A 22,962-nucleotide genomic window follows, 5' to 3' on the forward strand; every position below is an offset into this window, starting at 1 on the left:
CCGCCGCGCAGGCTTTTTGCATCACCAATCGAAGAGACTGTGATATCGATCGTCTGCCCGCGCGCATACATCGGCGGCAGGGTGGCGCTTATGGCAACGGATGCAACGTTTTTGACCTTCGGGTCCATCTTCGGCGGCAGCTGAACGCCAAACTGGCGTAGCATGTTCATCATCGACTGGCTGGTAAATTTAACCTGATTTTTATCGCCGGTTCCGGCCAGACCAACCACCAGGCTATAGCCTACGAGCTGATTGCCGCGTACCCCCTGAATGTCCACAAGTGAACCCAGCGATTGTGCCAACGAGGCTGGAACGGCCAGCCACAGCCCGATAAAGACAATAAAGGCCCGATTCATAATGCTACTCCTGGGATGTCGCTGCGGTTAAATGGGAAAGAAAGGATGGTTGAACAGGCGCATTAGCCAGCCTGCCGAATTCGAATCACTCAACGCGCCACGGCCAGAATAAGAGATGCGGGCGTTGGCGATACGCTGTGAGGAAACGGAGTTGTCGCGCTCGATATCCTCCACGCGGACCAGTCCCGAGACGCGCATATATTCATCACCCTGATTGAGGGTCAGCCATTTTTCACCACGGATCACCAGCACGCCGTTGGGCAGCACCTGATGGACCGCAACGGTTATCGCCCCGCGCAGCATATTTTGCTGCTCAGAGCTGGCATCGCCGTTGAATTTACGATTGCCCGACACCGAGCCGCCGAGCTTGTCCAATGATTTGCCGAAGATCTCCGGCACGCCGATGGATGCATCATTTTTCTTGCCGAAGTGAGTGTTGGCCTGTTTGCTCGATTGGGTGGATTCGTCCAGTTTTACGGTCAGAATATCGCCGACACGATAGGCGCGGCGGTCCTGAGTCAGAGACCAGTTATAACCGCTTTGAAACAGCCCTCCGCCGCTGTTTGGCGTAAGAGGCTGGAGCAGGTTTTCAGGCGGCGCGAACGCGGCATCGTCTTTATGCACCATCATCGAAGAGCTTTCACAGCCGCTCAATGACAAAATAATCAGCCCGCTTAATAATTTGTTTTTCATAGGATCTTTTTATTCATCGCGATGCCGAACCTGACGGATTAACATCGCGCAGATGGCGGATTTACAGCGTTTGTGTAGCAAACTTCAGCATGTCGCCCGCGGCCGAAACCATTTTCGCGTTCATCTCGTAGGCGCGTTGAACGGTGATCATGTCGACCATCTCCTCCACGACCTGAACGTTGGAACCTTCCAGCGATCCCTGTTCGAGCTGTCCAAATGACTCTTCGCCCGGCACACCTTCGACAGCTTCGCCGCTGGCCGCAGTTTCTTTATAGAGATTGGAGCCGAGAACCTCCAGACCGCCAGCGTTAACGAAGTTGACTAGCGTAATCTGACCAACCTCGACCGGGTCTGCCTCTCCACCGACGCTTGCAGTCACCGTGCCGTCTTTGCCGATGTGTAACTCTTTGGTATTCGCCGGAATTTCAATCCGCGGGATCACCGGTAATCCTTCTGCGGTGACCAACGTACCGTCCGGGCTGGACTGAAAGTTTCCGGCACGGGTATAGGCAATATCGCCGTTGGCATTTTCGATCTGGAAAAAACCCTGACCTGAAATTGCCAGGTCCAGGTTGCCTTTGGTGACCTGATTCGAGCCTTGGGTAAACTGCTTTTGGGTGCCAACAACTTTAACGCCGGTACCAAACTGAATACCGGTCGGGGCAATGTGCGCCTGATCCAGCTGGCCGCCGGGAGCGCGCTGATTCTGGTAAAACAAGTCCTGGAAGATGACCCGATCGCGCTTGAAGCCGTTGGTATTAACGTTGGCGAGGTTATTGGAGATGGCACTCATCTTGGCATCTTGTGCCGCTAGCCCGGTTTTGCTTATCCATAACGCAGGATTCATGGGGTCTATCCTTTAAATTCAATGAATTGATTAACTGTTTCGCAGTAAACGATCGCCGGCCTCAGCCAGTTCCTCCGCCACTTTCATCATCTTGATCTGTGCCTCAAACTGGCGAGTCAGGGCGATGCTGGCCGTCATTTCGCTGACCGCAGACACGTTGCTGCCTTCAAGATGCCGGGCCTCAAGCTCTACGCCGTCATTGCGTGCGAGGGCGCGCCCGCTTGCCACTAGCCAACCCTGAGCATTTTTGTGCAGACTTTTGGCGGCAATATCCACTAGCTTGATACGGTCGATATCCTGCTCTGCGCTTACGTCGCCATCGGCTGGAATAATGGAAATCGTGCCGTCGCTGCCCACCGAAATATGTTTGTAAGGTGGCAGAATGATGGGGCCGCTATCACCAAGTACCGCCAAACCGCCGATGGTGAGTTCGCCGCTATCGTTGACGTTCATTAAACCATTGCGGGTATAGGCTTCTCCTGCATCGCTGTGAACGGCAATTAGGCCCGCGCCGCGAATAGCGATATCCAGATCGCGACCGGTAATGTCGGCATGCCCTTGCGTCAAATCCACCCCGGCATTTTTCTCCTCCACCAGATAACGAGTGTTGTAACCGGCACCCGTGATGCGCTGCGCCTGCGCGCTTTCCAGATCGGCGCGAAATCCTTGAGTATTGACGTTGCTCAGATTATTGGCGTGGATAACTTGCTGGTCGAGGCTGCGTGTTGCGCCGCTGACAGCGGTATAAATAAGGTGGTCCATTACAGTGCCTGGAACAGCGCGGTCATCATGCTGTTATCTGTACTGATGACTTTGGTATTGGCCTGATAGCTGCGCTGAGCGGTCATCAGTCCCACAAGTTCGGCGGTTAAATCGACATTTGACTCTTCAAGCATTGATGCCTTGATGCTGCCATACAGACCTGTTCCCGGATTGCCGGTCAGCATTTCTCCCGAGGCGCTGGTCTGCTGCCAGGTCGTGTTGTCCTGCGGGCTAAGGCCGTTGGGATTACGGAAGTTGGCCAGCACAAGCTGCCCCTGCAACAAGCGTTCGCCATTGCTGAAGGTGGCATAAACCGTGCCGTCTTCATCAATTCTTTGGCCGGTTTTTTGGCCGGTCGGGTATCCGTTGGATTTATCCTGTGTGACGTCAAATGGCGATTGGTACTGACTGGTCCCGGCATAATCCACGGCAAGTGAAATCGTGGCGGCACCGGTCGTCGGGGTAAAGATCGAGTTCAGCATCAGCGGGCCGGTCGGGGTAAATAATTTACCGCTGCTGTTAAAGGTCAGGCTTTGCGGCGGAGTGCTCGACACTTTACCGTCGGCGACATAGTGAACGTCCCACTTATTGACGCCGGTTTTCACAAAATACTGCGTCAGCTGATGTTTGCCGCCGAGAGAGTCATATACCTCACTGGTGTGTTGCGAATTAAAGCTGCTGGCATCGGCAGGGTCGAACGTTTTTGTGGTCGGCACTTTTGCATTGCTGTCCAGATTGGCGGTAAAGCCCAGTGTATCGCTGGCCTTGGCCGGTATCGCGCCGTTGGAGATTTTCAGATCCGTCAAAGCGCCGGTTTGCAATGCGCCTTTGGCATCAACGCCATGCCCCTGCAACAGCATGCCGTTGCTGCTCAGTCTGCCCTGATTATCGAAACCAAAAGTACCTGCGCGTGTCACGGCCGGCGCGCCTGAACTATCGCGAACGATAAAAAATCCTGCGCCATTGATAGCCAGATGCAGCTCGCTGTCAGAAGCCAAAAAGTTGCCTTTACGGGTTATGCTTTGCGCTATTTTACTGACGCCAACACCCATTGGCTGACCGTTGGCATAGAGGGCGGAAAATTGGGTGTGCCCAGACTTGAATCCCACGGTTCCCGCGTTGGCAATATTATTACTGACACTGTTCATCTGCTGAGTCACGGCGTCTAAACCTGAAGTGGCGATACTGAAGCTCACGATAAAATTCCTTGATTAATAGAGAGTTAAAAGCTGTGTGCAGGCTTGCCATGGGCAGGACCAAACTGGGTGATCCGGTCGTAAGGCACATCACCAAGCCCGTTGATATCCAGTAGTATTTGCCCATCGGCCGGGGAGATCCGTACCGTATTAACCGTGCCAGCCAGCTCGATAGTCGGGCTTTTCTCTCCGGTATCGGTCACGATGCTGAGGGTATATTTACCCGCTGGCAGCCCATTTTTTTGCGGATCGAGAGAGAAACCGTTTTGGCCGACCGGCAGTTTTCCAAGCGATATAGTGTGGTCCGTACCTTGCTTATCTTTGAGATGGAGGGTCACAACCGAGGCCGGGTTTTTTAGCGTTATGCGGGCTTCAATTGGCTGATTTTTCAGGTCAACGCTGTCCGATTGCACCATCACCTGTTTACCTACCAGATTGGCGGTGCTCAACGTTTGCAGGTTATCCATCAACATATTATTGGCGTTCAGCAGCTTCGCCACGGTAGTGAGCGATTCGGTTTGTGCCATCTGCGCGAACTGGTTAGCCATCTGATTGCTGTCAGTAGGATTGCTGGGGTCTTGATGGGTCATTTGCTCAAGCATCAGGCGCATAAACATATTTTCCTTGCCCGCGACGCTGTTGCTTTGTGGCACCGCTTCGGCGGCGTAAGGAGTCAGGTGCTGGCCGGTGGTACGGTTGTTGACGTTCATTTATCAAGCCTCTCCCAGCTTCAGTAAACTTTGCTGCATGCTTTTCACGTTATTCAGGACTTCGACATTGGTCTCAAAACCGCGCGAAGCAGACATCATGTCGGCCATTTCCTCTACCACGTTGATATCAGGATAAAAAACGTAGCCTTGCTTGTTGGCCAACGGATGATTTGGCTCATAGCGCTGCACGCTGGCCTGAGTTTCCGTGACGTCGATAATTTGTACTCTCGCACCGGCAACGGCTTTAAAATCCATCAGCTGACTATTTTGATAAACTGCCGCAAACAGCGGATGGCGTGCCTTGTAAACCGACTGTGCATTGGCTGCCGGGGTTTCAGCATTGGCCATGTTGCTGGCGATAGAATTTAGCCTGACCGTTTGCGCTGTCATGGCTGAGGCAGAAATGCGATAAATATCAGTAAAGGCCATACTTATTTCCCTTCAATGGCTTTCTTTAGCCCGCTAAATTGCAGATTCAAAAAAGCCAAACTTGTCTGATAATCGAGAGTGTTTTTAGCAAACTCAGCCTGCTCAACGTCGAGCGCAACGCTGTTGCCGTCTTTAGACGGTTGATAAGGAACGCGATATTTCAATTGCGCTGTTGAAGCCATTCCAAAACTTTGTCTGGCGCGTTGCATTTCCGAAGAAAAATCAATATCTTTTGCCTGGAAGTTAGGTGTGTCTACATTCGCCAAATTTGCCGCTAACAGCTCTGCTCTGGTCAGTCGAAGCTGTAAGGCCGCAGGATGAACGCCTAACGATTTCTCAAAACTAATACCCATAAAACTTCCCCCCCCAATTTCCCATCGAACCCTGCGCGGGTATTTCTCCATAGTCCATTCATTTGCAACAACTATGCCAGGATGAAATATCATGATTTTCAATGAGTTAAATTTTTATATGTTCCATAAGCGGAAAGGCGTTTTCCTGCGGAATTTCCGCCTGCGTGCATTAATGCTGTTGGGTTTAATGCTCTCGTCAACAGCCTTTTCCGCCACGATAAGTGCGCGTAAACAGGTCTATGCCGAGGCGATTCAGGCGGCTACCGCAAAAGTTAACGCGCAGGCAAAACTGCAAAAGTGGCAAGATTTCAGCGCGAAATTCAGCGTGTTTATACCTGGTGAGATTGCCCAATATTCGTCCTGCCATTCTGCGCTGGTCGCTGCAATACCGGCCAATGACCGCAGCAGTTTTCAGCGGCTGCGTTATGACATTCGCTGTGAGGATGCACAGGGCTGGGAGGTGGCGGTGACGATAAAACCTGATGTTTATCTGCCGGTGTGGGTCGCGAAAAAAAATCTTGCGCGCGGGCGTTGCGTGTTGGCGAGTGATATTGAATTGAAAAAGCGCAATATAACCAACATGAACGGTGGTTATTTAACACAGCCGGAAGATGTGCTGGGCCTGACCTTGAAAAGACGCGCACAGGCTATGCAACCGCTGTCTGCGTCACTGCTTGAACAACCTTTGTTGGTTGAACGCGGTCAGGTCGTGACGATGATTGCCGAAGAACAGGGAATTAGCGCACATACTCTGGGAGAGGCTGCTAAAAAGGGCCATAAGGGCGATATTATCAAAGTCAAAAATCTGGCAAGTCACAAAATGGTCATGGCGCGAGTTACCGAGGCAGGCGTAGTAAGAATTCTTGGTTCAGCAGAAGAAAAAGGCGAGGAGTGAGGGGGGCGGCAGAGCAAAATAATATTAAAGTTTTGCCGATCGGCTGACGCCTGTAGGCATTATGAAAAAAAATTTTCGTGCCCTGCGCTGCAGGGTAACGTTGATGCCTTCACTAGGAGAGTGTGATGAAAATTAATCCGCTGAATTTGAGGCCGATAGATTCGGCAAGAATTGATAAAAAAGCAAAGCCAAAAGAGGGCGTTAACAACTCTTCTATTAAAGAGGCAACGCTTTGCGAGACTCTTAAACAGGCCAGAGAAAAGCTAGCGAACATGCCAGAGATAGATACAGAAAGGGTTGCATGCATCAAGGCGGCGATTGCCGACGGCAAGATGGACGTTTGTCTGGATACTCTAGCCGAAAGCTTGCAGCAATTTTATAAAGGCTGAAGCGAATGGATGGCAATGAAGATCTCAAATCTCTGGTAGTCGTTCTGAATGAAGATAGAAAAGATTACCTGTTGCTGTCTGAACTGCTCAGGCAGCAGAGAGTGCTACTGATTGAACGGCGTGGGAGGGCGTTGATGGCGATGAATCTCAGGCTAATGGAAATCTATGGGCAGTTAAACGATCGCGCGCAACGGCGCCTGCAGCTGTTTAGCCTGTTGGGGCTTCCAGCCAGCAGTATAGGTTTCGAAGGTGTATTGCTTCAGGTTGCGCCTCAACATCACACATCGCTCCGTGCGCTATGGCAGCAGCTGGCTCATCACGCTAATAGTTGTAAAATTCTTAATGAACGCAATGGCGTTTTGCTTCGAATGCAGCAGGCGATTCTGGCTCCTTTGTTGCAGCAGGAGTCAGAAGAACTTTATTATCGTTAAGTGTCGCTACTTTATCTGGACGGATCAGAGACAAATAAGCGCTAGAGCATTCAGCAGATTATTCGTTTTATCTCCCAAATCGTGCTTGCCTGGGTTGGTTTCCTGCTGATTTTCGCCTGCCTGATGAAAGGCAGTGAATATTTTAATTACGCTATCCTCATCCATTGCGATATCACTCGATAAAGCTATCGCCAGCAGTGTTTTTAATTCGTAAATATCAGCAAGCAGCTCAAAATAACAGTCCGTTATGCGGTGAGATACGGTCGGGCTAAACGGCTGATGATACAAGCAATAAAGCAAATAATTACGCCAGATATGCGAGCGCTTTGCGAAATAGGGCGTGCAACTATCTTGCCAGACAGTTTTTATCTCATCATGGCGTTCGGCAAACTGCGCTGGACTCAATAGGGATAGCTCACTCAAAGCCATCTGTAACGCCATTTTTTGCAATTTTGGCAAAGCAAACGCAAAAGACTTTTTACCCAATGTTTTAAAGGCTTTGGCCTGAATTTCCGGCACTGGGGGTAATAAAATGTACTGCTGCTGTAGTTGACCATTTTCAGCCAGCGCCTGTAAATCTGCTGCCATGTTTAACAGAGCGTCGAGAGATTCGCCGGCCTGAGGATCGAGACTTTCGGCTTTGCTGACCAATATTCCAAGGGCAAACAGGCTTTCTTCAAAACTTGGCTGCGGGGCAATCGCCAGATTAATACACTGCTGATTCAAGGCTTGCTCAAACGCAGTAAACTCTTGTCGGACCTGATTTTCTTCTGTATCCAGACTGCTATCATCCAACATAAAAGCCTGGGGATCGAGCAGGACCGCCCGGCAGGCACTTTCACAGCGTAGAGACACACTTTCACGTTGTTGATTTTTCCAGTATTGCGTCACCAACGCCGTTTTTGGAGGCGACTTTTTGCAGCTCAGGCAAGTACAGCATGTTGAAGTTTGCTTGAACTTCACCACATAGTTTGGGGTATAGCGCTTAATCATCGGCATGTTGATTTTCTTCTTCTGAATCTGCGACTCGGGCTTCTTTTCTGAAAAATCGATGGGCTGAATCCAGATATTTTTGCTGTTCTTCATTCCAGAGCGTGGGGCAATAGGCAAAACTCGGGTATAGCGCCAGCCAGGAATCTGTAGCCATCAGGGAAGACCAATATTTATCGAGGCGGTATTCTTCCATCAGCGAGTTTTCTGATAACAGAGCCAATCCCTGTTGATAATTTTTAAGTAAAGTCGAGTAATAAGGCTGGTTGACCGCATAGGCACAGGGCACTTCACCCTGGTTAATTCTAACTACGCGATTTAGGCTGTTTAGTATCGAAATATTTATGTGATCGGCGCCCAGCATCGCGACTTTCCAGTCAATTTGCTGTAGCGCATGAATAAATTTATTCACATCCAACACGGTTTTTTCTTGGCGAATAAATTGAACGTCGTCGCTGAGTAGCAGATAATTTTTCCAGCCTGAGCGCTGGGCCAAAGTGAGAATATCGAGATGGGTCTGGCTTTCGGCAATGGCGTGTACTGAATGCTTATGCAAAGGAAAAGCCATGAGTTGGCTGGGACTCATGCCCAATGCGGTCCACTGTTTTTGCAGGTCCAACCCCTTTTCCGGGTCGTCTGATTCGGTAATCACGATGATTTTTTCAAACGCTTGCCAGTTAACCTTTTGCGATACCGGTGCGTGACTCATGCGCCGGTAGTGGGCTAATAACGTTTTGTCGGTCACCCAGTCTTCCAGCGTGAACTCGGCGGGGGTGGCGCTGCCCATCACAAAATCTTTATCGAAGGTATTCGCGCTGTGCGAGATGCATAAAATACTCTTCTCGGGCGCAATTTGTAGTACCGTTTCTGTAAAACCATTGAGAAAACCGCGCTCTTCGCCGAGCATACATTGATCTTCATAGCGATGATTTTTGAGAAACCGCCGATGACAGGCAAAGGTGCCGTTGAGAGCAAAATTGTCGCTAAACTTGACGGTTTTGTAGATCTTGTTCAGGTGGCTGTACCAGATATAAATCTGCCCGGAGGCCGAAAACATCGCCCGGTTTTTCTTCATCTCGTGCAATGTGTAGCTGATTTTATCTGCCGGATAATAGTCGTCGTCATCCATACAAATAATGTATTCACCTATCGCCAACTCGTTTAATTTATTGCGTTTTTCACCTAATGCCAGTCGTTTTGGGCTGAAAATATAACGAATATTTTCCCCGCTATCGGCATCTACGAGCTGATCGATCAAATCCTGACTGCTGGTCTCTGAATCATCGAGGATCACCAACTCACGTCGGTGCGCCGGATAATCCTGATACTGAAACATATAAAGCAAATAAGGCAAGAAATGGCGACGATTAAAGCTTGGCGTCACGATGCTGACAAAGGGAAATTTATCGGCACTCAGCGGCGCTTGCTCGCGTTGCCTGTCGATGAGCGTGGTTAGTAGGTTTTTGCCTCCAGCACGCGCCATGGTGGTTTTTTTGTTTTTCACACTCAACGGAAAATTCCTTTTCTAAATAGTCTTAAAGAATCTTTGATCGCTGCCGTAACCAGCATTGCACCGACGCCGCATCAGTGAGCTTTTGCTCTTTACGGTCCCGCATTTTGCAATACTCAATGCGTTGAGCCGCGAGCAAAACATCGACCGCCTTTTCTTTGCGAGCTTCGACAAGCAGCTGTTTATTCAATATAAATAGCTGCTTTTCTGCCAGAATCTGCTCCTGTTTTTGCCAGTCAACGATGCGCTGAAGATGGTGCTTATAGCGCGACTGATTGTTCATCAGCACTGCACAATCCCCGGCCGCTTCGGGCGTGTTGTCATAAAGGCCAGTCAGTGCGCTGACATTTTTCTGGAAACGCTGGCACTGCTGTTTTTGCTGCCCCACTTGTCCGACAAGCTTTTCGACAGCTCGCACCCGCATCTGCTGTAGGTGATGCAAAGTATTGATATTGCTATCCATCACAACCCCTTATTCTGTTGAGCCGATGTTGATCACTGTGGCGATAGCTTTTGCCAAGGAGACATTTTCATCAACGGCTTGCTGTAAAAATTGCCCAATTACCGGCTGAAGATTCACGGCACGGTCAATCGCCATTGAAGCGCCAGCGACATAACCTCCCAGAGGGATCAGTGGCCGGATACCCAAGTAATCTGCGTTGAGTAATTTGAATTGGCGAGCGCTGTGCTGATGGCGGGCGGTAGTCACCTGATTCATGCAGCGACTAATCGACTGGTTGATATCAATCGCCGGATAATGTCCTGACTCGGCGAGCGTGCGAGACAACACAATATGACCGTCAAGCACTGCGCGAGCGCAGTCGACAATTGGGTCCTGCTGGTCGTCACCCTCGGCCAGAACAGTATAAATGGCAGTCATCGATCCGTTGCCATTGCTGTTTCCCGCGCTTTCGACCAGCGTTGGAATGGCGCTAAATGCTGAAGGCGGATAGCCTTTGGTGGCGGGCGGTTCACCCAGTGAAAGCGCAATTTCGCGCTGCGCCATGGCGTAACGAGTCAATGAATCTACCAGCAACAGTACGTCGAGGCCCTTGTCGCGGTAGTAGGTTGCGATGGAGTGGCAAAGCTCGGTGGCCTTAATGCGCATCAGAGGGGATTCGTTGGCCGGAGCCGCGACAACCACTGATTTCGCCAGACCGCTGACCTGCAACGCGTTGTCGATAAACTCTTTTATTTCCCGCCCGCGCTCGCCAATCAGCCCTACCACCACGACATCGGCTGCGGCGTATCGGGTTATCATGCCGAGTAGAACGCTTTTACCGACGCCGCTCCCCGCCATGAGTCCGACGCGCTGTCCTTTACCCAGCGTCAGCAGGCCGTTAATGGCTTTGACTCCGACGTCCAGCGGCGTATCAATGGCGCGGCGAGTCAGTGGATGCAACGGTGGCAAGGGTTGCTGTAATGGCGTATCGCCACCAAGTTTTCCCTTGTCGTCTATCGGTTCTCCTATCCCATTGATGACTCTGCCTAACCAACTGTTGCCAATCAGAGGTGCGCTTTCCTTTTCTGCAGGTAAAACTCGCGCCCCGGCTATCAGCCCGGTAGTGGGTTTAAATAGCATAAGAAAGGTCACGCCATGGTTGAATCCGACGACCTGCGCCTTGATTAACTGGCCGTGAAGCGCCTCCACCTGACAGCGCTGACCAATTGCCAGACAGCAGCCCACGCATTCCAGCAGCATCCCGCTAACGCGAGTCAGCCTGCCGGCAATTCGCGCGAGGCTGATGTTTTCAAGGGATTTAAGCGCATCATCGAGATAATTAGCGGGCTTCATACGACGTCTCGGGGAGCAAGTTTGCCTGTAATCCCTGCATGCATTGGTCAAGACGGTGCTTGCAGCCAATATCCAGCTCGGCGCTTTCTGTGATAATCCGGCATTCACCTACCTGCATCTCAGGGTCAGCTTTCAAGCCCCAATCCAAGGTTTTTTCAGGTTCAATATCTTGAATGCGCTGAAACTCTTGGGGATTAAGGTAAATTTTAAGCTGTTCAGGTTTAGTCGGTAATCCTGCTAATGCTTCATCGATCAGCGCCAGAATTTGCGTGGGTTGCAGAGCTAATTCGCAGCGGATCACTTGATGGGTGACCTTTTCAACCAGCTGTAAAAGTTCTTCACGGCGACGGATTTCATGTCCCGCCAACGCCTGATTCATCTGCTCGATAAGCAGAGAAAAAGGGCGTGAGGCTTGCTGAAAAGCGGCTTTTTCAATCTGCTGTGCCTCGATACGGCCTTTGAGATTACCTTCGATAAACCCCTGAGACACGCCCTGAGTAAAGCCCTTTTCACGGCCTTCCTCAACGCCTTTGGCAAACCCCTGACTCACCCCTTCCTGAAAACCCTCGACCAGCCGTTGTTGATATTGCGTGTCGTCGAGCTGTTCTTCATTATCACCCGAAGGCCTTTTACGCAAAGGAGGAAAGGGGTAAAGACGCGGAATATCGCCTGTCGCGGTATCGGGTCGTAACCCATTTTTAAGCACCATTACTCGAGGGTCCTTTCTGCAAAGAGCTGAATCTGAATCTCGCCTTGCTCGGCCATTTCCCTCACCTGCGCCATAATGTCTTTGCGTACCTGCTCGATTCTACTAACAGGCACTGCACCAAGGCGTTCGATGGTGGATTTCAGCAACTGCACCTGGCGTTTGGCCATCGCACCATAAATTGCATTACGTAAAACAGGTTCTGTGCCTTTTAGCGCAATTGCCCAGTTATTTAACGGGATTTCATCAATCAGGCTTTGCAAGGTTTCGCGATTTTGACGGCTGAGGATGAAGAATTCATACATTTCATTCTTCAATTCGTTAACCACTTTTTCGTCGCGCTCCGCGAGGGCATCCAGCATCTGCTGCTGGTTGGCGGGAATACGATTCATGATGTTGGCCGCGCGTTTAATTCCGGTCACTTTTGAACCGTGTTCAGAAAGCATTGCCAACCCTTTTTCTATTAACCTGTCGAGCTCGGCAATCACATCTCGGTTAACGTCGTGGAGCTTGGCAATACGATAAAGCACCTCATCCTGCCGACTCGACTCAAGATACGACAGCACCTCAGCGGCCACGTCCGGCGGTAAAAAAGCCAAAAACACGGCCTGCAATTGCAGATGCTCCTGCTCGATCAACGCCGATAACTGCAGAGTATCGACCCACTGTAAGCGCGCCATGCGAAAGCGAATTTCATCTCCGTAGATGCCGTTAATGACGTTTTTAGCGATTTCTCCACCGAGTGCGCCCTGCAAAATATTTTGCAGATAACTGCGAGAAGCTCCGTTGATGCCGCTTTGCTCCTTATAATCGGCAAAGAAATCATTGATAGCCAAACGCGCCTGCGACAGTTTGATCCCGCGCAGCCGAGCCATAGTTTCACTGGCCAGGATCACTTCCTCGCGACTAAATTTCTGCATGACATTGGCGGCTGCCTCTTCGCCAATGCTTAGCAGTAAAATTGCGGCCTGCTCAACACGGGTGTGATCAGAACCTGGAGAGGCAAATCCCGACATCGGGTTTTTATTAAGAATCAGATCGCTCATTACAGTTAATCCATTGTTTGATAACTTCAGCGACCCGTTCGGTTTCTGAATGGGTCAGGGCTTGCAGACAGCGAATTCTTTCTTCGACCCCAGAGCTTTGTGGCAGGAATTCGTCATCTTCGGCAAAGACGTTTCGTCTGGTGAGATCACTGATGCTTTCCGAAGCTTCCTGAGAAGCCACCTCGACAGGAACTTGCGTATTCTCGGTATTTTCCGAGGATGCTTCTTTGGCCATGAAACGCTGGATCAGCGGGCGTGCTACAAACAGGGCAATCAGCAGTGCAATCAAAGCCATCAATCCAAGTTTGGCCCATTCTTGTGCCGCACTGTCCTGCCACCAACGAACGATCGGCAGAGCGATTTCAGGAGGGTTACTAAAGGCCATCATGTTCAGGGTTAACGAATCACCGCGAGACAGGTCGAGACCCGCTGCATCAATCATCAGTTTGTTCAGTGCAGTAAGCTGCTCGGCCTTCCATTTTGCCAACTGCGGCGCCGATTGATTGAGCACAATCGCAACACTCATTTTTTCCAGGGTATAACCGGGAAAAAGCACGTGGCGAATATTGCGATCATAGGCGTATTTGCGCTGTGCCTGGTTTCGGGTGGAAAGTGCCTGTGGAGAGGACGTATCAGCTTTGTTGATAGGCCGATTACTTAACGAACCGGGGATGCCAAGCGCCAGTTCATTGGTGGTATTTTCCTGATTCACATTTTCATCGCTGACTCGTGGCGCGCCGATATAGCGTTCTTGAGTCTCTTCGACTTTATTGAGATTTAAGGTTGGAGAGACACTTATTCGGAAATTATTGGCACCGACAATTGAAACCAACAGATTGCTCAGGTTGGTAGTGGCTTCATTTCTTAATTTTTCGGCAATATCGTGTCCATTTTTGGCATTGGGAGTGCCTTCTCGCCGGGCAAGATAATTTTCTGAAAGCAGGTTACCGTGCTGATCCACTACACGTACATTTTCCGCTTTCATTCCAGGGACACTGCCTGCAACCAGCTGGATAATCGCGCCAATCTGCTGATCATTCATCTGCTTTCCATAACGCAGATGAATAACGACCGAAGCGCTGCTATCGGGCTGTGAGTTGACCACAAACGAGCTGGATTCGACAATTGCCAGATGAACACGAGCATGCTCAACGGCGTCGAGAACCATAATACTTTTCGCCAGCTCGCCTTCCAGACTACGTTTGTAACGTACATTCTGAATAAATTGGCTGCTTCCAAGCACCTGATCTTTATCCATTAGCTCATAGCCGGTGGGTATAATTGCGCTAATTCCTTTACTGGCAAGCGCCATACGCGCCCTGCTCAGCGCATTTTCTTTTACCAGAATTTGTCCGTTATCTGGATTGACACGATAAGGGATAGCTTCACCGCCCAACACCTCCGCAACCTGTGCCATAGGAATATTTTCTTGCGAACCAAACAGGGCTATAAATCCCTGATTAGAATTCCACAGCGAGAATGTAATTACCGCCGTAAGAAACACAGCCGCGGCGGCAAACATGATCGAATTTTTACTGCTTGGGAATTGCAGTAGTAGTAAATATTGTTTTATTTTCTCAAACACAATTTAGCCTTAAAGAGCGGTATTCATTACGTCATCCAGACCGGTGGTCAATTTATTGCGCACCTGAACTAGTGCCGAGAAAGCCACGCTGGCTTTTTGACTCTCCAGCATGGTGGTCGATAAATCATCGCTGATTCCCATATCGACAGCGGTTTGCTTATTACTTGCGCTAACCTGAATGTTGTTCACCTTATTCAAGGCATCTTCAAGAACATGGGAAAAAGAAATATTCGGAGCAGTCGATATGCCGTTATTAGTAACAGAACGATACGGGGATGCCGTTTCCTGAATGCTGTCAGTGCTTGTTACCATGCGTTGCATATCCTGCAACATTTGCCGTTGGGCATTTTCCATTCCAATTGCGGAGAGCTTTTCCATCTGAACTAATCCTGCTTAAGGGTCGAAAAATGATTTATGAACAACAATCAATGCCGATACCATTTTGTCGCATAGAGGCTAGCCGGTAGCGCAAAGCGCGCGTAGTAATTCCCAGCGTCTGTGCAGTTTTAGACTTGTTGCCTTGGCATTGGCGTAAAAGATCGATGATGTATTGATATTCGGCCAGTCGACCATGCTGTTTAATATGATTTTTTGAGCCATCATCTTGCAGGCCTGACTGAGAAGTTTGTTTAATTGTCGGGATCAGTATTGAGGATTGGCCAGCTATTGGCAGGGCAAGATCTTTGGGCGTAATAAGCGCATTATCGCAAAGAATAATGCCGCGTTGAATAACGTTCTCTAACTCCCGCACGTTACCTGGCCAGGAATATCTCTCAAGCAATTGCAGCGCCTGCAATGAAAGGCGGGCTTTGTTAACGGTTGATGCTTGATACTTTTTTATAAATACCTGTGTCAGCGGAAGGATATCTTCTGGTCGTTCGCGTAACGGTGAAATATGAATTGGCACTACCGAGATGCGATAAAAAAGATCCTCGCGGAAGTTTCCAATTGCAACTTCATTGCCAAGATTTTTATTAGTCGATGCCATTAGGCGGATGTTTAAAGGGATACGCTTATGACTGCCTATTCTTTCGATTTCCTGCTCTTGCAATACTCGTAACAGCTTGGATTGCAAATTTAAAGGCATATCTCCAATTTCATCGAGTAATAGAGTTCCGCCATTAGCTTGCTCAAATTTACCTTTTACACTTTCATGCGCTCCAGTAAAGGCTCCTTTAACATGACCAAAAAGGATTGCCTCAATCATGCTTTCCGGAAGGGCTGCACAATTCACCGCAATATAGGGGAAGGAATCCCCTAAAGCACAATGGTGAATATAGCGAGCAACATGTTCTTTCCCTGTTCCGGTTTCACCAGTAATTAATGTGGGAACACTAAATTTAGCCACTCGTCGTGAAAGAGCCATTACATTCAAGCTGGATTGCGATCGAGCGATATAACCCACGTCATCTTCAGCATCATTGTATACGTGCATTTTCGCTCCACCTATTAGGCTTGATTTCACAGAGGCTGGTCGATGTATTTTCGATATCTTCTGTGTAAGACCAATTGAATTATAAGTAATTTGTATTTATCTTTGAACAGGACTTGTCTGGTAGTTTTTGGTTGTGAGTTTTTTAATGTGATGATAAATGATAAGTTTTATCATTATATTCACGGAATTTAAGCTTATGATTTATATTTTATTCATCGAATGATGATTTCTATTGTTGTGATAATTAAATTTACTTAAATTAATTTATTTTTCACGATGGTTTAGGTGGTATTTATTAACTGTAAGTATATTGTGGTTGCAATTTTAATTTTATAGGTTTCAAATTGTCGAAATAAAATCTCCTGGCAATCTACCTGGTGAAAGAATGAGCGAGATAAGTAATAACAAAAAAATATATCAAAGTAGTGAGTTGTTAAATCTTATTAAACTTGATGTCCAGAAATTAGGCCGGCCTTATCATAAATTGCCCAAGTTGCTTAAATCTTGTTTTGATTTGATTGATGTCAATTTTGTTTGTTATTTTTTAAAAAAATACCGAATGAATATTTCTTTAGAAGATATACAATTCAATGCTGACTGTGTCGATAAAAATGTTGAGGTTTATGGCAATGAGGCGGGACACATAGGGTTTGATCTGGATCGATTTTTATTATTGAATATCCTCAATGATTATTACGGTTTAAACAGAGATGACATCGCCAGTGTATTGCCAAATCTGAAATCCTCTGACGAGTTAACACAGTCCAATATTGTGCCGTCGAAAACCGAAGAGCGGCTGAAAAACAAGCTGGGCATTGAACTGTCGCAAATAATTCTAAATCAAGAAAAGTTTGGTAAACAACTTGAGTCCAGAACCGAGCATTCAGTGATGATTGGCAAATGGGCTTACCGCATCAGCTTTATCCTAGCCGGAGGTAAGGGAGCATTTCATTTATTTTTAGACAGCGGCAATGTTGACCGTTTACTTAATGCACTTCGTCATCCGCAAGAGTTTGGCACCCTAAAAAGTTATACAGTTCTAACCAAAGCTAACGGCGGGCAAGGTGCCTCAACAAATATGCTCGAAACATTACCGGTAAAACTTTACGGCAAATTAAGCAGCCTGACTCTAACTTTGTCACAGCTGATGGAGCTGAAGAAGGGCAGAATACTGCCAATTTCACTCCCTGACTCAATTCCACTGTTTGTTGGTAAACAGCAAATCTTTAGCGCGATGATTGCAGAAGATCGCGGAAAACTCTTCTTTTCTGAATTTCAGGATATTACTAGCGAGATTAAACATGACTGAGCAGCAGGATGGGTTCCAAGCGGACAGCAATTTTGACTTTATTAATTCCGATGATTTATTTACGTTGGACAATAGTATTGGGGATACCCCTGCAACGGCAGAAGTCCTTAATCAGGATCAGAGCACGCCAGAAAATATCAGACGTAAAATGTCGTTGTTTAGCCGTATTCCCGTAACGCTGACACTAGAAGTCGCTTCTGCCGAGTTCTCTCTGGCAGACTTAATGACAGTGAATAAAGACTCGGTTATTGAGTTGGACAAGCTGGCTGGAGAACCCCTGGACGTTAAAGTCAACGGTATATTGTTCGGTAAAGGCGAAGTCGTAGTGATTAACGATAAATACGGGCTGCGATTAGTCGAATTCAACAGCCGCGATCTCAATGAGTTCATTTTATGAGATTGGCGTTACATCCAAAGTTAATAGCTTGTTTACTGCTGGGAGCAGGATTGAGTTTTTCACCTCAGCTTTTAGCGGCCGGAGGTGATATTACTTTGTTCAGCTCTGTCGCACAGGGAGCGGGGCAAGAATACAACGTCAAAATTGAAATTCTGATTTTGATGACATTGCTCGGGCTGCTGCCGATCATGCTGCTGATGACCACCTGCTTTACCCGCTTTATTATTGTCCTGGCAGTGCTTCGTCAGGCATTGGGATTACAGCAAAGCCCACCCAATAAAATCCTCACCGGTATTGCGCTGGCATTGACGCTTTTGGTAATGCGGCCAGTATGGTTGCAAATTTACAGTGAGGCCATTGTCCCTTTTCAGAACGATGAAATTTCACTAAAACAGGGTTTGGCTAAAGCAGAGTTCCCTCTTAAACATTATATGTTGGCGCAGACCAGTAAAAAGGCGCTGGATCAGATGATGGGTATTGCTAAGGTTACGGGGGAAGCTCAGGACCAGGATTTAAGCGTGGTAACGCCGGCCTATGTGCTGAGTGAATTAAAAACCGCCTTTCAGATTGGCTTTATGATTTATATCCCCTTTCTGGTGATCGATTTAATTGTCGCAAGCATTCTTATGGCGATGGGGATGATGATGCTATCGCCTTTGATTGTCTCCCTACCGTTTAAGTTGATGTTGTTTGTGCTTTGCGACGGCTGGACTCTGATTGTCGGCACGCTAACCTCCAGCGTTCAGGGATTCTAAAACATGATGAATCTCGATACGGCCGGAGATATTGTGGCCGAAGGTATGCGTCTGGTGCTAATCATCTCGGCGGTGGCGATTGTTCCGAGCCTGGTGGTGGGCCTTTGCATCAGCATTTTTCAGGCAGTGACACAAATCAACGAGCAGACGCTGAGCTTTCTTCCTCGGCTTGCGGTGACGCTCGGCGTGTTGATTTTCAGCGGAAAATGGATAATTACCCAGCTTTCTGATTTCACCATTGGCATCTTTGTTCAAGCCGCAAAGTGGGTGGGATAAATAATGATGGTGGATATCGATATCAATGCGCTGGTTTCGCCACTGCTGGCGCTGTGGTTGCCTTTTGTGCGTATCCTTTCCTTTTTACATTTCTGCCCGATTCTGGATCAGAAAGCCTTTTCCAGAAAACTTAAAATCGTAGCGTCATTACTCTTATCTATTCTGATGACTCCAATGCTGCATCACCCTCCGTTAATTGGTGAACTGTTTTCAATGAAAGCGCTGGTCTTAATGGGGGAGCAAATCCTCTGGGGCTTGCTGTTCGGTATGATGTTGCAAATGGTGTTTGTCACATTGGAGACTGCGGGAAGTATTTTGTCGATGAATATGGGGCTAAGCATGGCTGTGATGAATGACCCCAGCAGTGGCGCATCGACAACGGTGATTTCACAGATTATTTTCGCAATGAGCGCCTTACTGTTTTTTTCCATGGATTGCCATCTGCTATTTATCACTATTCTCTATAAAGGTTTTACTTTTTGGCCGATGGGTGAGGCAATTAATACTGCTTCATTGCGCAATCTGGCACTTAGCCTGGGATGGATTATGTCAGCGGCGACGTTAATGGCACTGCCTACGACGTTTATTATGCTGACGGTACAGGGTGTTTTTGGCTTACTTAATAGAATTTCGCCTGCGCTTAACCTGTTTTCTCTAGGTTTTCCAATATGTATGTTATTTGGTCTGCTGTGTTTAATCCTGCTGGTTGCAAATGTACCCGAGCACTATCTTAATTTAACCAACGAAGTCTTACGGCATTTAGATTTATTAAGGGGTCAGGATGTCGTCAGGTAGTGGAGATAAAAGTGAAAAACCCACATCGGGAAAGTTAAATAAGGCGCGAAAAAAAGGCGATATTCCACGTGCCAAAGACGTCACTCTGGCAGCAGGATTGATTGCTTCTTTTATTACACTCTCGTTTTTTTTCCTTATTACAAACATCTTATTGAGGAGTCTTTTCTTGCCATGGGCGCAATGGCAGGGCGACAGGATGATAGCGGCGCTATGGGTGAATTTATGCTGCGTAACATGCTTATTCTATTCAAAATCCTGGCAACTTTATTGCCGATCCCCGCTGCTGGCGTCATTGCCTCGTTAATCCCCGGTGGCTGGATATTTTCTCTGGAAAAAATAAAACCTGATATCAAGAAAATAAGCCCAATTGCCGGATTTAAACGCCTGTTTTCGAGCAGTCACGTCATGGAGGTTTTCAAGATGCTGGGCAAGTGCTCAGTGTTGCTGGCGATTTTATACGCAATGATTACCGGTTCTCTGGCGGCCTTTATGCAACTGCAGTCTCTGGGGTTACATGAGGCGATTGTGCGCGGCTTTTCAATTTATGACGATGTGATGCTCGAGATGCTCGGCAGTATTGCCTTATTTGCCCTGATTGATATTCCTCTCAGTAAATTCATGTTTACTAAAAAGATGAAAATGACCAAGCATGAGGTCAAAGAGGAATTTAAAAGTAATGACGGCAATCCGCAGATTAAGGGCCGGATTCGCCAGCTACAGCGGCAATTAGCTCTCGGGCAAATAACTCGTACCGTACCGCTGGCAGACGTTATTATTACCAACCCAACTCATTATGCGGTGGCGCTTAAATATGACCCTAATCGCGCTACAGCACCCTATATTGTGGCGAAAGGGCAGGATGATATTGCTCTTTATATTCGCGAGGTGGCGAGTAACCATCAGGTCGAAATTGTCGAATTTCCCCCTCTGGCGCGGGCTATTTATTACACGACTCACGTTAATCAGCAAATTCCCGCGCAGCTTTATCGGGCAATCGCACACGTATTGTCCTATGTGCTGCAAATTAAATCTTGGCGCACAGGTCAGGCTGAGAAACCGAAGCTGAATAAATGTATTGAGATCCCTACTGAAACGCTCATTCCTCCTGGCGAAATAAAATGATGAAACAAATAATAAAGTTCCTAAAAAATTGCCACGTAGGCGTACCCGTTTTATTACTCAGCATTCTGGCGATGGTGATTTTGCCGCTATCACCGCTGGTGCTGGACATCCTGTTCACCTTCAACATTGTGCTTTCGGTACTGGTGCTGCTGGTCAGCGTCAACAGCCGCCGCCCTCTTGATTTCGCTATCTTCCCGACAGTATTGCTAATCACCACCTTGATGCGACTCACGCTGAATGTAGCGTCTACTCGAGTTGTGTTGTTGCATGGCCACGAAGGCGTTGGTGCCGCGGGGCGAGTCATCGAAGCTTTCGGCCAGGTTGTGATCGGCGGCAATTTCGTGGTCGGATTCGTCGTTTTCGTGATTCTAATGATCATCAACTTTGTGGTGGTGACCAAGGGAGCTGAACGTATTTCCGAGGTCTCGGCACGTTTTACGCTTGATGCACTGCCGGGCAAGCAGATGGCAATTGACGCCGATATGAACGCCGGGCTTATTAATCAGGAGCAGGCCAGACTTCGCCGAAAAGAAGTAAGCAGCGAAGCTGACTTTTATGGCGCAATGGACGGGGCTTCGAAGTTTATTCGTGGCGATGCGGTAGCGGGGATCATGATCCTGTTAATCAACGTCATTGGCGGCATTTGTATTGGTATTTTTAAATACGATCTCGGTGCGGGCCAGGCGTTTCAGCAGTATGTGTTGCTAACAATCGGTGACGGACTGGTCTCGCAAATTCCTTCGCTTTTACTGGCCACCGCGGCGGCAATTATCGTTACCCGAGTCAGCGACGGCGGGGACATGACGGATGAGATCAAGCATCAATTATTAGCGAAACCCACCGTGCTTTACACCGCCGCGCTGGTCATGTTTGTGCTGGCCATCGTGCCTGGCATGCCGCACCTGGTATTCTTATGCTTCACCGCACTGCTGGCGTTTGCGGCGTGGCGTCAGTCAAAAAAAGTAGCCCTGGCGCGGCCTGACGACGAGATTGAGGCCATTACCCAGTCGCTGTCTGCTGACAGTGCCCCGACGGTTGGCTGGGATTCAATCCCTGTGGTTGAGCCTATCGGACTGAATCTCGGCTATAAGCTGGTGACTTTGCTCGATTCGCAGCAAGGTAGCCCTCTAACCCAGCGCATCCGCGGCGTTCGCCAGGTGATTTCTGAAACCTGCGGCGTACTGCTGCCCGAAATTCGTATTCGTGAAAATTTTCGACTGAAGCCGGCGCAATATTCGATATATATCAACGGGGTTCGCATTGGAGTAGGGGAAGTCCACGGCGATAGGCTGATGGCTATCCCGACCCCGGAGATGTACGGTGATATTGATGGGATTGTAGATATTGACCCGGCTTATGGCATGGCGGTCACTTGGATAACGCCGGAAAACAAAGGCAAGGCGTTGGGGCTGGGTTATCAGGTAGTGGACTGTGCCAGCGTAGTGGCCACCCACGTCAATAAAATTGCCCGCCAGCGTTTGGCCGAGCTGTTTAATTATGACGATATTACCCTACTCGGCAATCGCCTTTCACAGCTTTCGCCGAGGTTGGCCGAAGATCTCAACACTAGCCTGAATTTCAGCCAGCTGCTGCGAGTGTATCGCCAACTGCTGCACGAGCAGGTGTCGCTGAAAGATATTGTCACTATTGCTTCAACGTTGCTGGAAACCTCGGCGACATCCAAAGATCCCTTTATGCTGGTCGCCGATGTGCGCTATGCCCTGCGCCATGCAATTGTTAATAATATCAATGGGGAAAACGGCGAACTAGCGGTATATACCCTCGACAGCGCGTTGGAAAATATCCTGCTGGGGGCATTAAATCAGTCACTTCAAGCCTCGAAAGTGCCACTGGACGGTTTTCCGGTCGATCCCAATATCCTGACGCAGTTACAAAATAATATGCCCTTGCTGTATGAGCAGATGAAGGCGCTGGGCAAGCCGCCAGTGTTGCTGGTAACACCACAGCTGCGGCCTTTGTTGTCGCGTTACGCCAGCCTTTTTGCCGCAGGACTGGCGGTGCTTTCCTATAATGAAGTCCCCGACACTACTTCACTGAGCGTGATAGGTACGCTGGCTTAAGCATTTTCAACAAATTGATTAACCGATCTGATGCTGATTATCTTCCGTGCAGCGGGTATACTGTCCGACTCTTTATAAACTCACTTGTCTCGCGTGCGA

General features: G+C 48.5%; 26 protein-coding genes and 1 pseudogene. 10 read left to right on the forward strand and 17 right to left on the reverse strand.

All coding sequences use genetic code 11. The features are described from left to right. The 8 genes from SPM24T3_RS20865 to flgB form a co-directional block, all read right to left on the reverse strand. Positions 1–356: flagellar basal body P-ring protein FlgI (locus SPM24T3_RS20865; protein ID WP_009638813.1), on the reverse strand; the 356-nt coding region annotated here is incomplete at its 3' end. A 27-nt stretch (positions 357–383) separates the two neighbouring features. Further along, entirely contained in the window at positions 384–1,049 is a 666-nt protein-coding gene (flgH, locus tag SPM24T3_RS20870) for a flagellar basal body L-ring protein FlgH (protein ID WP_009638814.1), read from the reverse strand. 61 nt (positions 1,050–1,110) lie between these two features. Then, positions 1,111–1,896, reverse strand: coding sequence for a flagellar basal-body rod protein FlgG (gene flgG, locus SPM24T3_RS20875; RefSeq protein ID WP_009638815.1), 786 nt, complete (start codon positions 1,894–1,896; stop codon positions 1,111–1,113). A gap of 30 nt (positions 1,897–1,926) precedes the next feature. Next, complete coding sequence (locus SPM24T3_RS20880) at positions 1,927–2,658, reverse strand: flagellar basal body rod protein FlgF (protein ID WP_009638816.1); 732 nt, start codon at positions 2,656–2,658, stop codon at positions 1,927–1,929. After that, entirely contained in the window at positions 2,658–3,854 is a 1,197-nt protein-coding gene (gene flgE / locus SPM24T3_RS20885) for a flagellar hook protein FlgE (protein WP_009638817.1), read from the reverse strand. Before flgE ends, SPM24T3_RS20880 begins: the two co-directional genes overlap by 1 nt. A gap of 26 nt (positions 3,855–3,880) precedes the next feature. Beyond that, the gene (locus SPM24T3_RS20890; protein ID WP_009638818.1) at positions 3,881–4,564 is read right to left on the reverse strand and encodes a flagellar hook capping FlgD N-terminal domain-containing protein; all 684 of its coding nucleotides are present in this window, start codon (positions 4,562–4,564) and stop codon (positions 3,881–3,883) included. Positions 4,565–4,567: 3 nt separating this feature from the next. Next, the gene (gene flgC / locus SPM24T3_RS20895) at positions 4,568–4,993 is read right to left on the reverse strand and encodes a flagellar basal body rod protein FlgC (RefSeq protein ID WP_009638819.1); all 426 of its coding nucleotides are present in this window, start codon (positions 4,991–4,993) and stop codon (positions 4,568–4,570) included. A 2-nt stretch (positions 4,994–4,995) separates the two neighbouring features. Continuing rightward, entirely contained in the window at positions 4,996–5,346 is a 351-nt protein-coding gene (gene flgB, locus SPM24T3_RS20900) for a flagellar basal body rod protein FlgB (protein WP_009638820.1), read from the reverse strand. Positions 5,347–5,464: 118 nt separating this feature from the next. Between flgB and flgA the strand changes: the two genes are divergently transcribed. The 3 genes from flgA (at position 5,465) to flgN (ending at position 7,061) form a co-directional block, all read left to right on the forward strand. After that, on the forward strand, positions 5,465–6,241 hold the full coding sequence (gene flgA, locus SPM24T3_RS20905; protein WP_237713125.1) for a flagellar basal body P-ring formation chaperone FlgA: 777 nt from the start codon (positions 5,465–5,467) through the stop codon (positions 6,239–6,241). Between the two features lie 125 nt (positions 6,242–6,366). After that, a complete protein-coding gene (gene flgM / locus SPM24T3_RS20910; RefSeq protein ID WP_009638822.1) occupies positions 6,367–6,630 on the forward strand; it encodes a flagellar biosynthesis anti-sigma factor FlgM in 264 nt (87 codons plus the stop codon). A 5-nt stretch (positions 6,631–6,635) separates the two neighbouring features. Beyond that, a complete protein-coding gene (gene flgN / locus SPM24T3_RS20915; RefSeq protein WP_009638823.1) occupies positions 6,636–7,061 on the forward strand; it encodes a flagellar export chaperone FlgN in 426 nt (141 codons plus the stop codon). Positions 7,062–7,085: 24 nt separating this feature from the next. Here the strand turns inward: flgN and SPM24T3_RS20920 are convergent, their stop codons facing one another. Genes SPM24T3_RS20920 through SPM24T3_RS20960 form a run of 9 tightly spaced genes read right to left on the reverse strand, consistent with a single transcriptional unit; the run spans position 7,086 to position 16,128 of the window. Then, a complete protein-coding gene (locus SPM24T3_RS20920) occupies positions 7,086–8,060 on the reverse strand; it encodes a hypothetical protein (RefSeq protein ID WP_009638824.1) in 975 nt (324 codons plus the stop codon). Beyond that, complete coding sequence (locus SPM24T3_RS20925) at positions 8,047–9,555, reverse strand: glycosyltransferase family 2 protein (RefSeq protein ID WP_009638825.1); 1,509 nt, start codon at positions 9,553–9,555, stop codon at positions 8,047–8,049. The genes SPM24T3_RS20920 and SPM24T3_RS20925 overlap by 14 nt, the downstream gene beginning before the upstream one ends. 31 nt (positions 9,556–9,586) lie before the next feature. Then, positions 9,587–10,024 carry a flagellar export protein FliJ gene (gene fliJ, locus SPM24T3_RS20930; protein WP_009638826.1) on the reverse strand — a complete coding sequence of 146 codons (438 nt, stop codon included), beginning with the start codon at positions 10,022–10,024 and terminating at the stop codon, positions 9,587–9,589. A gap of 9 nt (positions 10,025–10,033) precedes the next feature. Next, positions 10,034–11,356, reverse strand: a complete 1,323-nt coding sequence (gene fliI, locus SPM24T3_RS20935; RefSeq protein WP_009638827.1) for a flagellar protein export ATPase FliI — start codon at positions 11,354–11,356, stop codon at positions 10,034–10,036. Then, positions 11,343–12,065 carry a flagellar assembly protein FliH gene (gene fliH / locus SPM24T3_RS20940; protein ID WP_009638828.1) on the reverse strand — a complete coding sequence of 241 codons (723 nt, stop codon included), beginning with the start codon at positions 12,063–12,065 and terminating at the stop codon, positions 11,343–11,345. Before fliH ends, fliI begins: the two co-directional genes overlap by 14 nt. Continuing rightward, positions 12,065–13,078 (reverse strand): flagellar motor switch protein FliG, encoded by a 1,014-nt coding sequence (locus SPM24T3_RS20945; RefSeq protein WP_237713126.1) that lies wholly within the window; start codon positions 13,076–13,078, stop codon positions 12,065–12,067. The genes fliH and SPM24T3_RS20945 overlap by 1 nt, the downstream gene beginning before the upstream one ends. A gap of 10 nt (positions 13,079–13,088) precedes the next feature. Further along, complete coding sequence (gene fliF, locus SPM24T3_RS20950; RefSeq protein WP_037379348.1) at positions 13,089–14,693, reverse strand: flagellar basal-body MS-ring/collar protein FliF; 1,605 nt, start codon at positions 14,691–14,693, stop codon at positions 13,089–13,091. A 9-nt stretch (positions 14,694–14,702) separates the two neighbouring features. Continuing rightward, positions 14,703–15,071: a flagellar hook-basal body complex protein FliE gene (locus SPM24T3_RS26190; RefSeq protein ID WP_009638831.1), complete on the reverse strand. Its 369-nt coding sequence runs from the start codon at positions 15,069–15,071 to the stop codon at positions 14,703–14,705. 34 nt (positions 15,072–15,105) lie between these two features. After that, positions 15,106–16,128 (reverse strand): sigma-54-dependent Fis family transcriptional regulator, encoded by a 1,023-nt coding sequence (locus tag SPM24T3_RS20960; protein ID WP_037379351.1) that lies wholly within the window; start codon positions 16,126–16,128, stop codon positions 15,106–15,108. 385 nt (positions 16,129–16,513) lie between these two features. Here SPM24T3_RS20960 and SPM24T3_RS20965 point away from each other — a divergent pair, with 385 nt between their 5' ends. The 7 genes and pseudogenes from SPM24T3_RS20965 (at position 16,514) to SPM24T3_RS20995 (ending at position 22,863) form a co-directional block, all read left to right on the forward strand. Further along, positions 16,514–17,437, forward strand: a complete 924-nt coding sequence (locus SPM24T3_RS20965) for a FliM/FliN family flagellar motor switch protein (RefSeq protein WP_009638833.1) — start codon at positions 16,514–16,516, stop codon at positions 17,435–17,437. Then, on the forward strand, positions 17,430–17,834 hold the full coding sequence (fliN, locus tag SPM24T3_RS20970) for a flagellar motor switch protein FliN (protein WP_009638834.1): 405 nt from the start codon (positions 17,430–17,432) through the stop codon (positions 17,832–17,834). Before SPM24T3_RS20965 ends, fliN begins: the two co-directional genes overlap by 8 nt. Then, the gene (gene fliP, locus SPM24T3_RS20975) at positions 17,831–18,589 is read left to right on the forward strand and encodes a flagellar type III secretion system pore protein FliP (RefSeq protein WP_009638835.1); all 759 of its coding nucleotides are present in this window, start codon (positions 17,831–17,833) and stop codon (positions 18,587–18,589) included. Before fliN ends, fliP begins: the two co-directional genes overlap by 4 nt. Positions 18,590–18,592: 3 nt before the next feature. Further along, positions 18,593–18,865 carry a flagellar biosynthesis protein FliQ gene (gene fliQ, locus SPM24T3_RS20980; protein WP_009638836.1) on the forward strand — a complete coding sequence of 91 codons (273 nt, stop codon included), beginning with the start codon at positions 18,593–18,595 and terminating at the stop codon, positions 18,863–18,865. A 3-nt stretch (positions 18,866–18,868) separates the two neighbouring features. Further along, complete coding sequence (fliR, locus tag SPM24T3_RS20985; protein WP_009638837.1) at positions 18,869–19,660, forward strand: flagellar biosynthetic protein FliR; 792 nt, start codon at positions 18,869–18,871, stop codon at positions 19,658–19,660. Further along, positions 19,647–20,782 (forward strand): annotated as a pseudogene (gene flhB / locus SPM24T3_RS20990) (flagellar biosynthesis protein FlhB). The gene fliR and the pseudogene flhB overlap by 14 nt, the downstream one beginning before the upstream one ends. Next, positions 20,779–22,863 carry a flagellar biosynthesis protein FlhA gene (locus SPM24T3_RS20995; protein WP_037379354.1) on the forward strand — a complete coding sequence of 695 codons (2,085 nt, stop codon included), beginning with the start codon at positions 20,779–20,781 and terminating at the stop codon, positions 22,861–22,863. Before flhB ends, SPM24T3_RS20995 begins: the two are co-directional and overlap by 4 nt. The last annotated feature ends 99 nt before the right edge of the window (positions 22,864–22,962 follow it).

This window comes from Serratia sp. M24T3 (assembly GCF_000257645.1).
Classification (GTDB): Bacteria; Pseudomonadota; Gammaproteobacteria; order Enterobacterales; family Enterobacteriaceae; genus Rouxiella.

Bases quoted from the DNA above. Each gene is read 5' to 3' on its own strand.
- fliP (WP_009638835.1), top strand. From the start codon at position 17,831: ATGAGATTGGCGTTACATCCAAAGTTAATAGCTTGTTTACTGCTGGGA.
- SPM24T3_RS20995 (WP_037379354.1), top strand. From the start codon at position 20,779: ATGATGAAACAAATAATAAAGTTCCTAAAAAATTGCCACGTAGGCGTA.
- SPM24T3_RS20960 (WP_037379351.1), bottom strand. From the start codon at position 16,128: ATGCACGTATACAATGATGCTGAAGATGACGTGGGTTATATCGCTCGA.
- SPM24T3_RS20965 (WP_009638833.1), top strand. From the start codon at position 16,514: ATGAGCGAGATAAGTAATAACAAAAAAATATATCAAAGTAGTGAGTTG.
- fliR (WP_009638837.1), top strand. From the start codon at position 18,869: ATGATGGTGGATATCGATATCAATGCGCTGGTTTCGCCACTGCTGGCG.
- fliN (WP_009638834.1), top strand. From the start codon at position 17,430: ATGACTGAGCAGCAGGATGGGTTCCAAGCGGACAGCAATTTTGACTTT.
- SPM24T3_RS20890 (WP_009638818.1), bottom strand. From the start codon at position 4,564: ATGAACGTCAACAACCGTACCACCGGCCAGCACCTGACTCCTTACGCC.
- flgH (WP_009638814.1), bottom strand. From the start codon at position 1,049: ATGAAAAACAAATTATTAAGCGGGCTGATTATTTTGTCATTGAGCGGC.
- SPM24T3_RS26190 (WP_009638831.1), bottom strand. From the start codon at position 15,071: ATGGAAAAGCTCTCCGCAATTGGAATGGAAAATGCCCAACGGCAAATG.
- flgM (WP_009638822.1), top strand. From the start codon at position 6,367: ATGAAAATTAATCCGCTGAATTTGAGGCCGATAGATTCGGCAAGAATT.
- flgN (WP_009638823.1), top strand. From the start codon at position 6,636: ATGGATGGCAATGAAGATCTCAAATCTCTGGTAGTCGTTCTGAATGAA.
- SPM24T3_RS20945 (WP_237713126.1), bottom strand. From the start codon at position 13,078: ATGTCGGGATTTGCCTCTCCAGGTTCTGATCACACCCGTGTTGAGCAG.
- flgC (WP_009638819.1), bottom strand. From the start codon at position 4,993: ATGGCCTTTACTGATATTTATCGCATTTCTGCCTCAGCCATGACAGCG.
- flgA (WP_237713125.1), top strand. From the start codon at position 5,465: ATGTTCCATAAGCGGAAAGGCGTTTTCCTGCGGAATTTCCGCCTGCGT.
- fliH (WP_009638828.1), bottom strand. From the start codon at position 12,065: ATGGTGCTTAAAAATGGGTTACGACCCGATACCGCGACAGGCGATATT.
- SPM24T3_RS20920 (WP_009638824.1), bottom strand. From the start codon at position 8,060: ATGCCGATGATTAAGCGCTATACCCCAAACTATGTGGTGAAGTTCAAG.
- flgG (WP_009638815.1), bottom strand. From the start codon at position 1,896: ATGAATCCTGCGTTATGGATAAGCAAAACCGGGCTAGCGGCACAAGAT.
- fliJ (WP_009638826.1), bottom strand. From the start codon at position 10,024: ATGGATAGCAATATCAATACTTTGCATCACCTACAGCAGATGCGGGTG.
- flgB (WP_009638820.1), bottom strand. From the start codon at position 5,346: ATGGGTATTAGTTTTGAGAAATCGTTAGGCGTTCATCCTGCGGCCTTA.
- fliI (WP_009638827.1), bottom strand. From the start codon at position 11,356: ATGAAGCCCGCTAATTATCTCGATGATGCGCTTAAATCCCTTGAAAAC.
- fliQ (WP_009638836.1), top strand. From the start codon at position 18,593: ATGATGAATCTCGATACGGCCGGAGATATTGTGGCCGAAGGTATGCGT.
- SPM24T3_RS20880 (WP_009638816.1), bottom strand. From the start codon at position 2,658: ATGGACCACCTTATTTATACCGCTGTCAGCGGCGCAACACGCAGCCTC.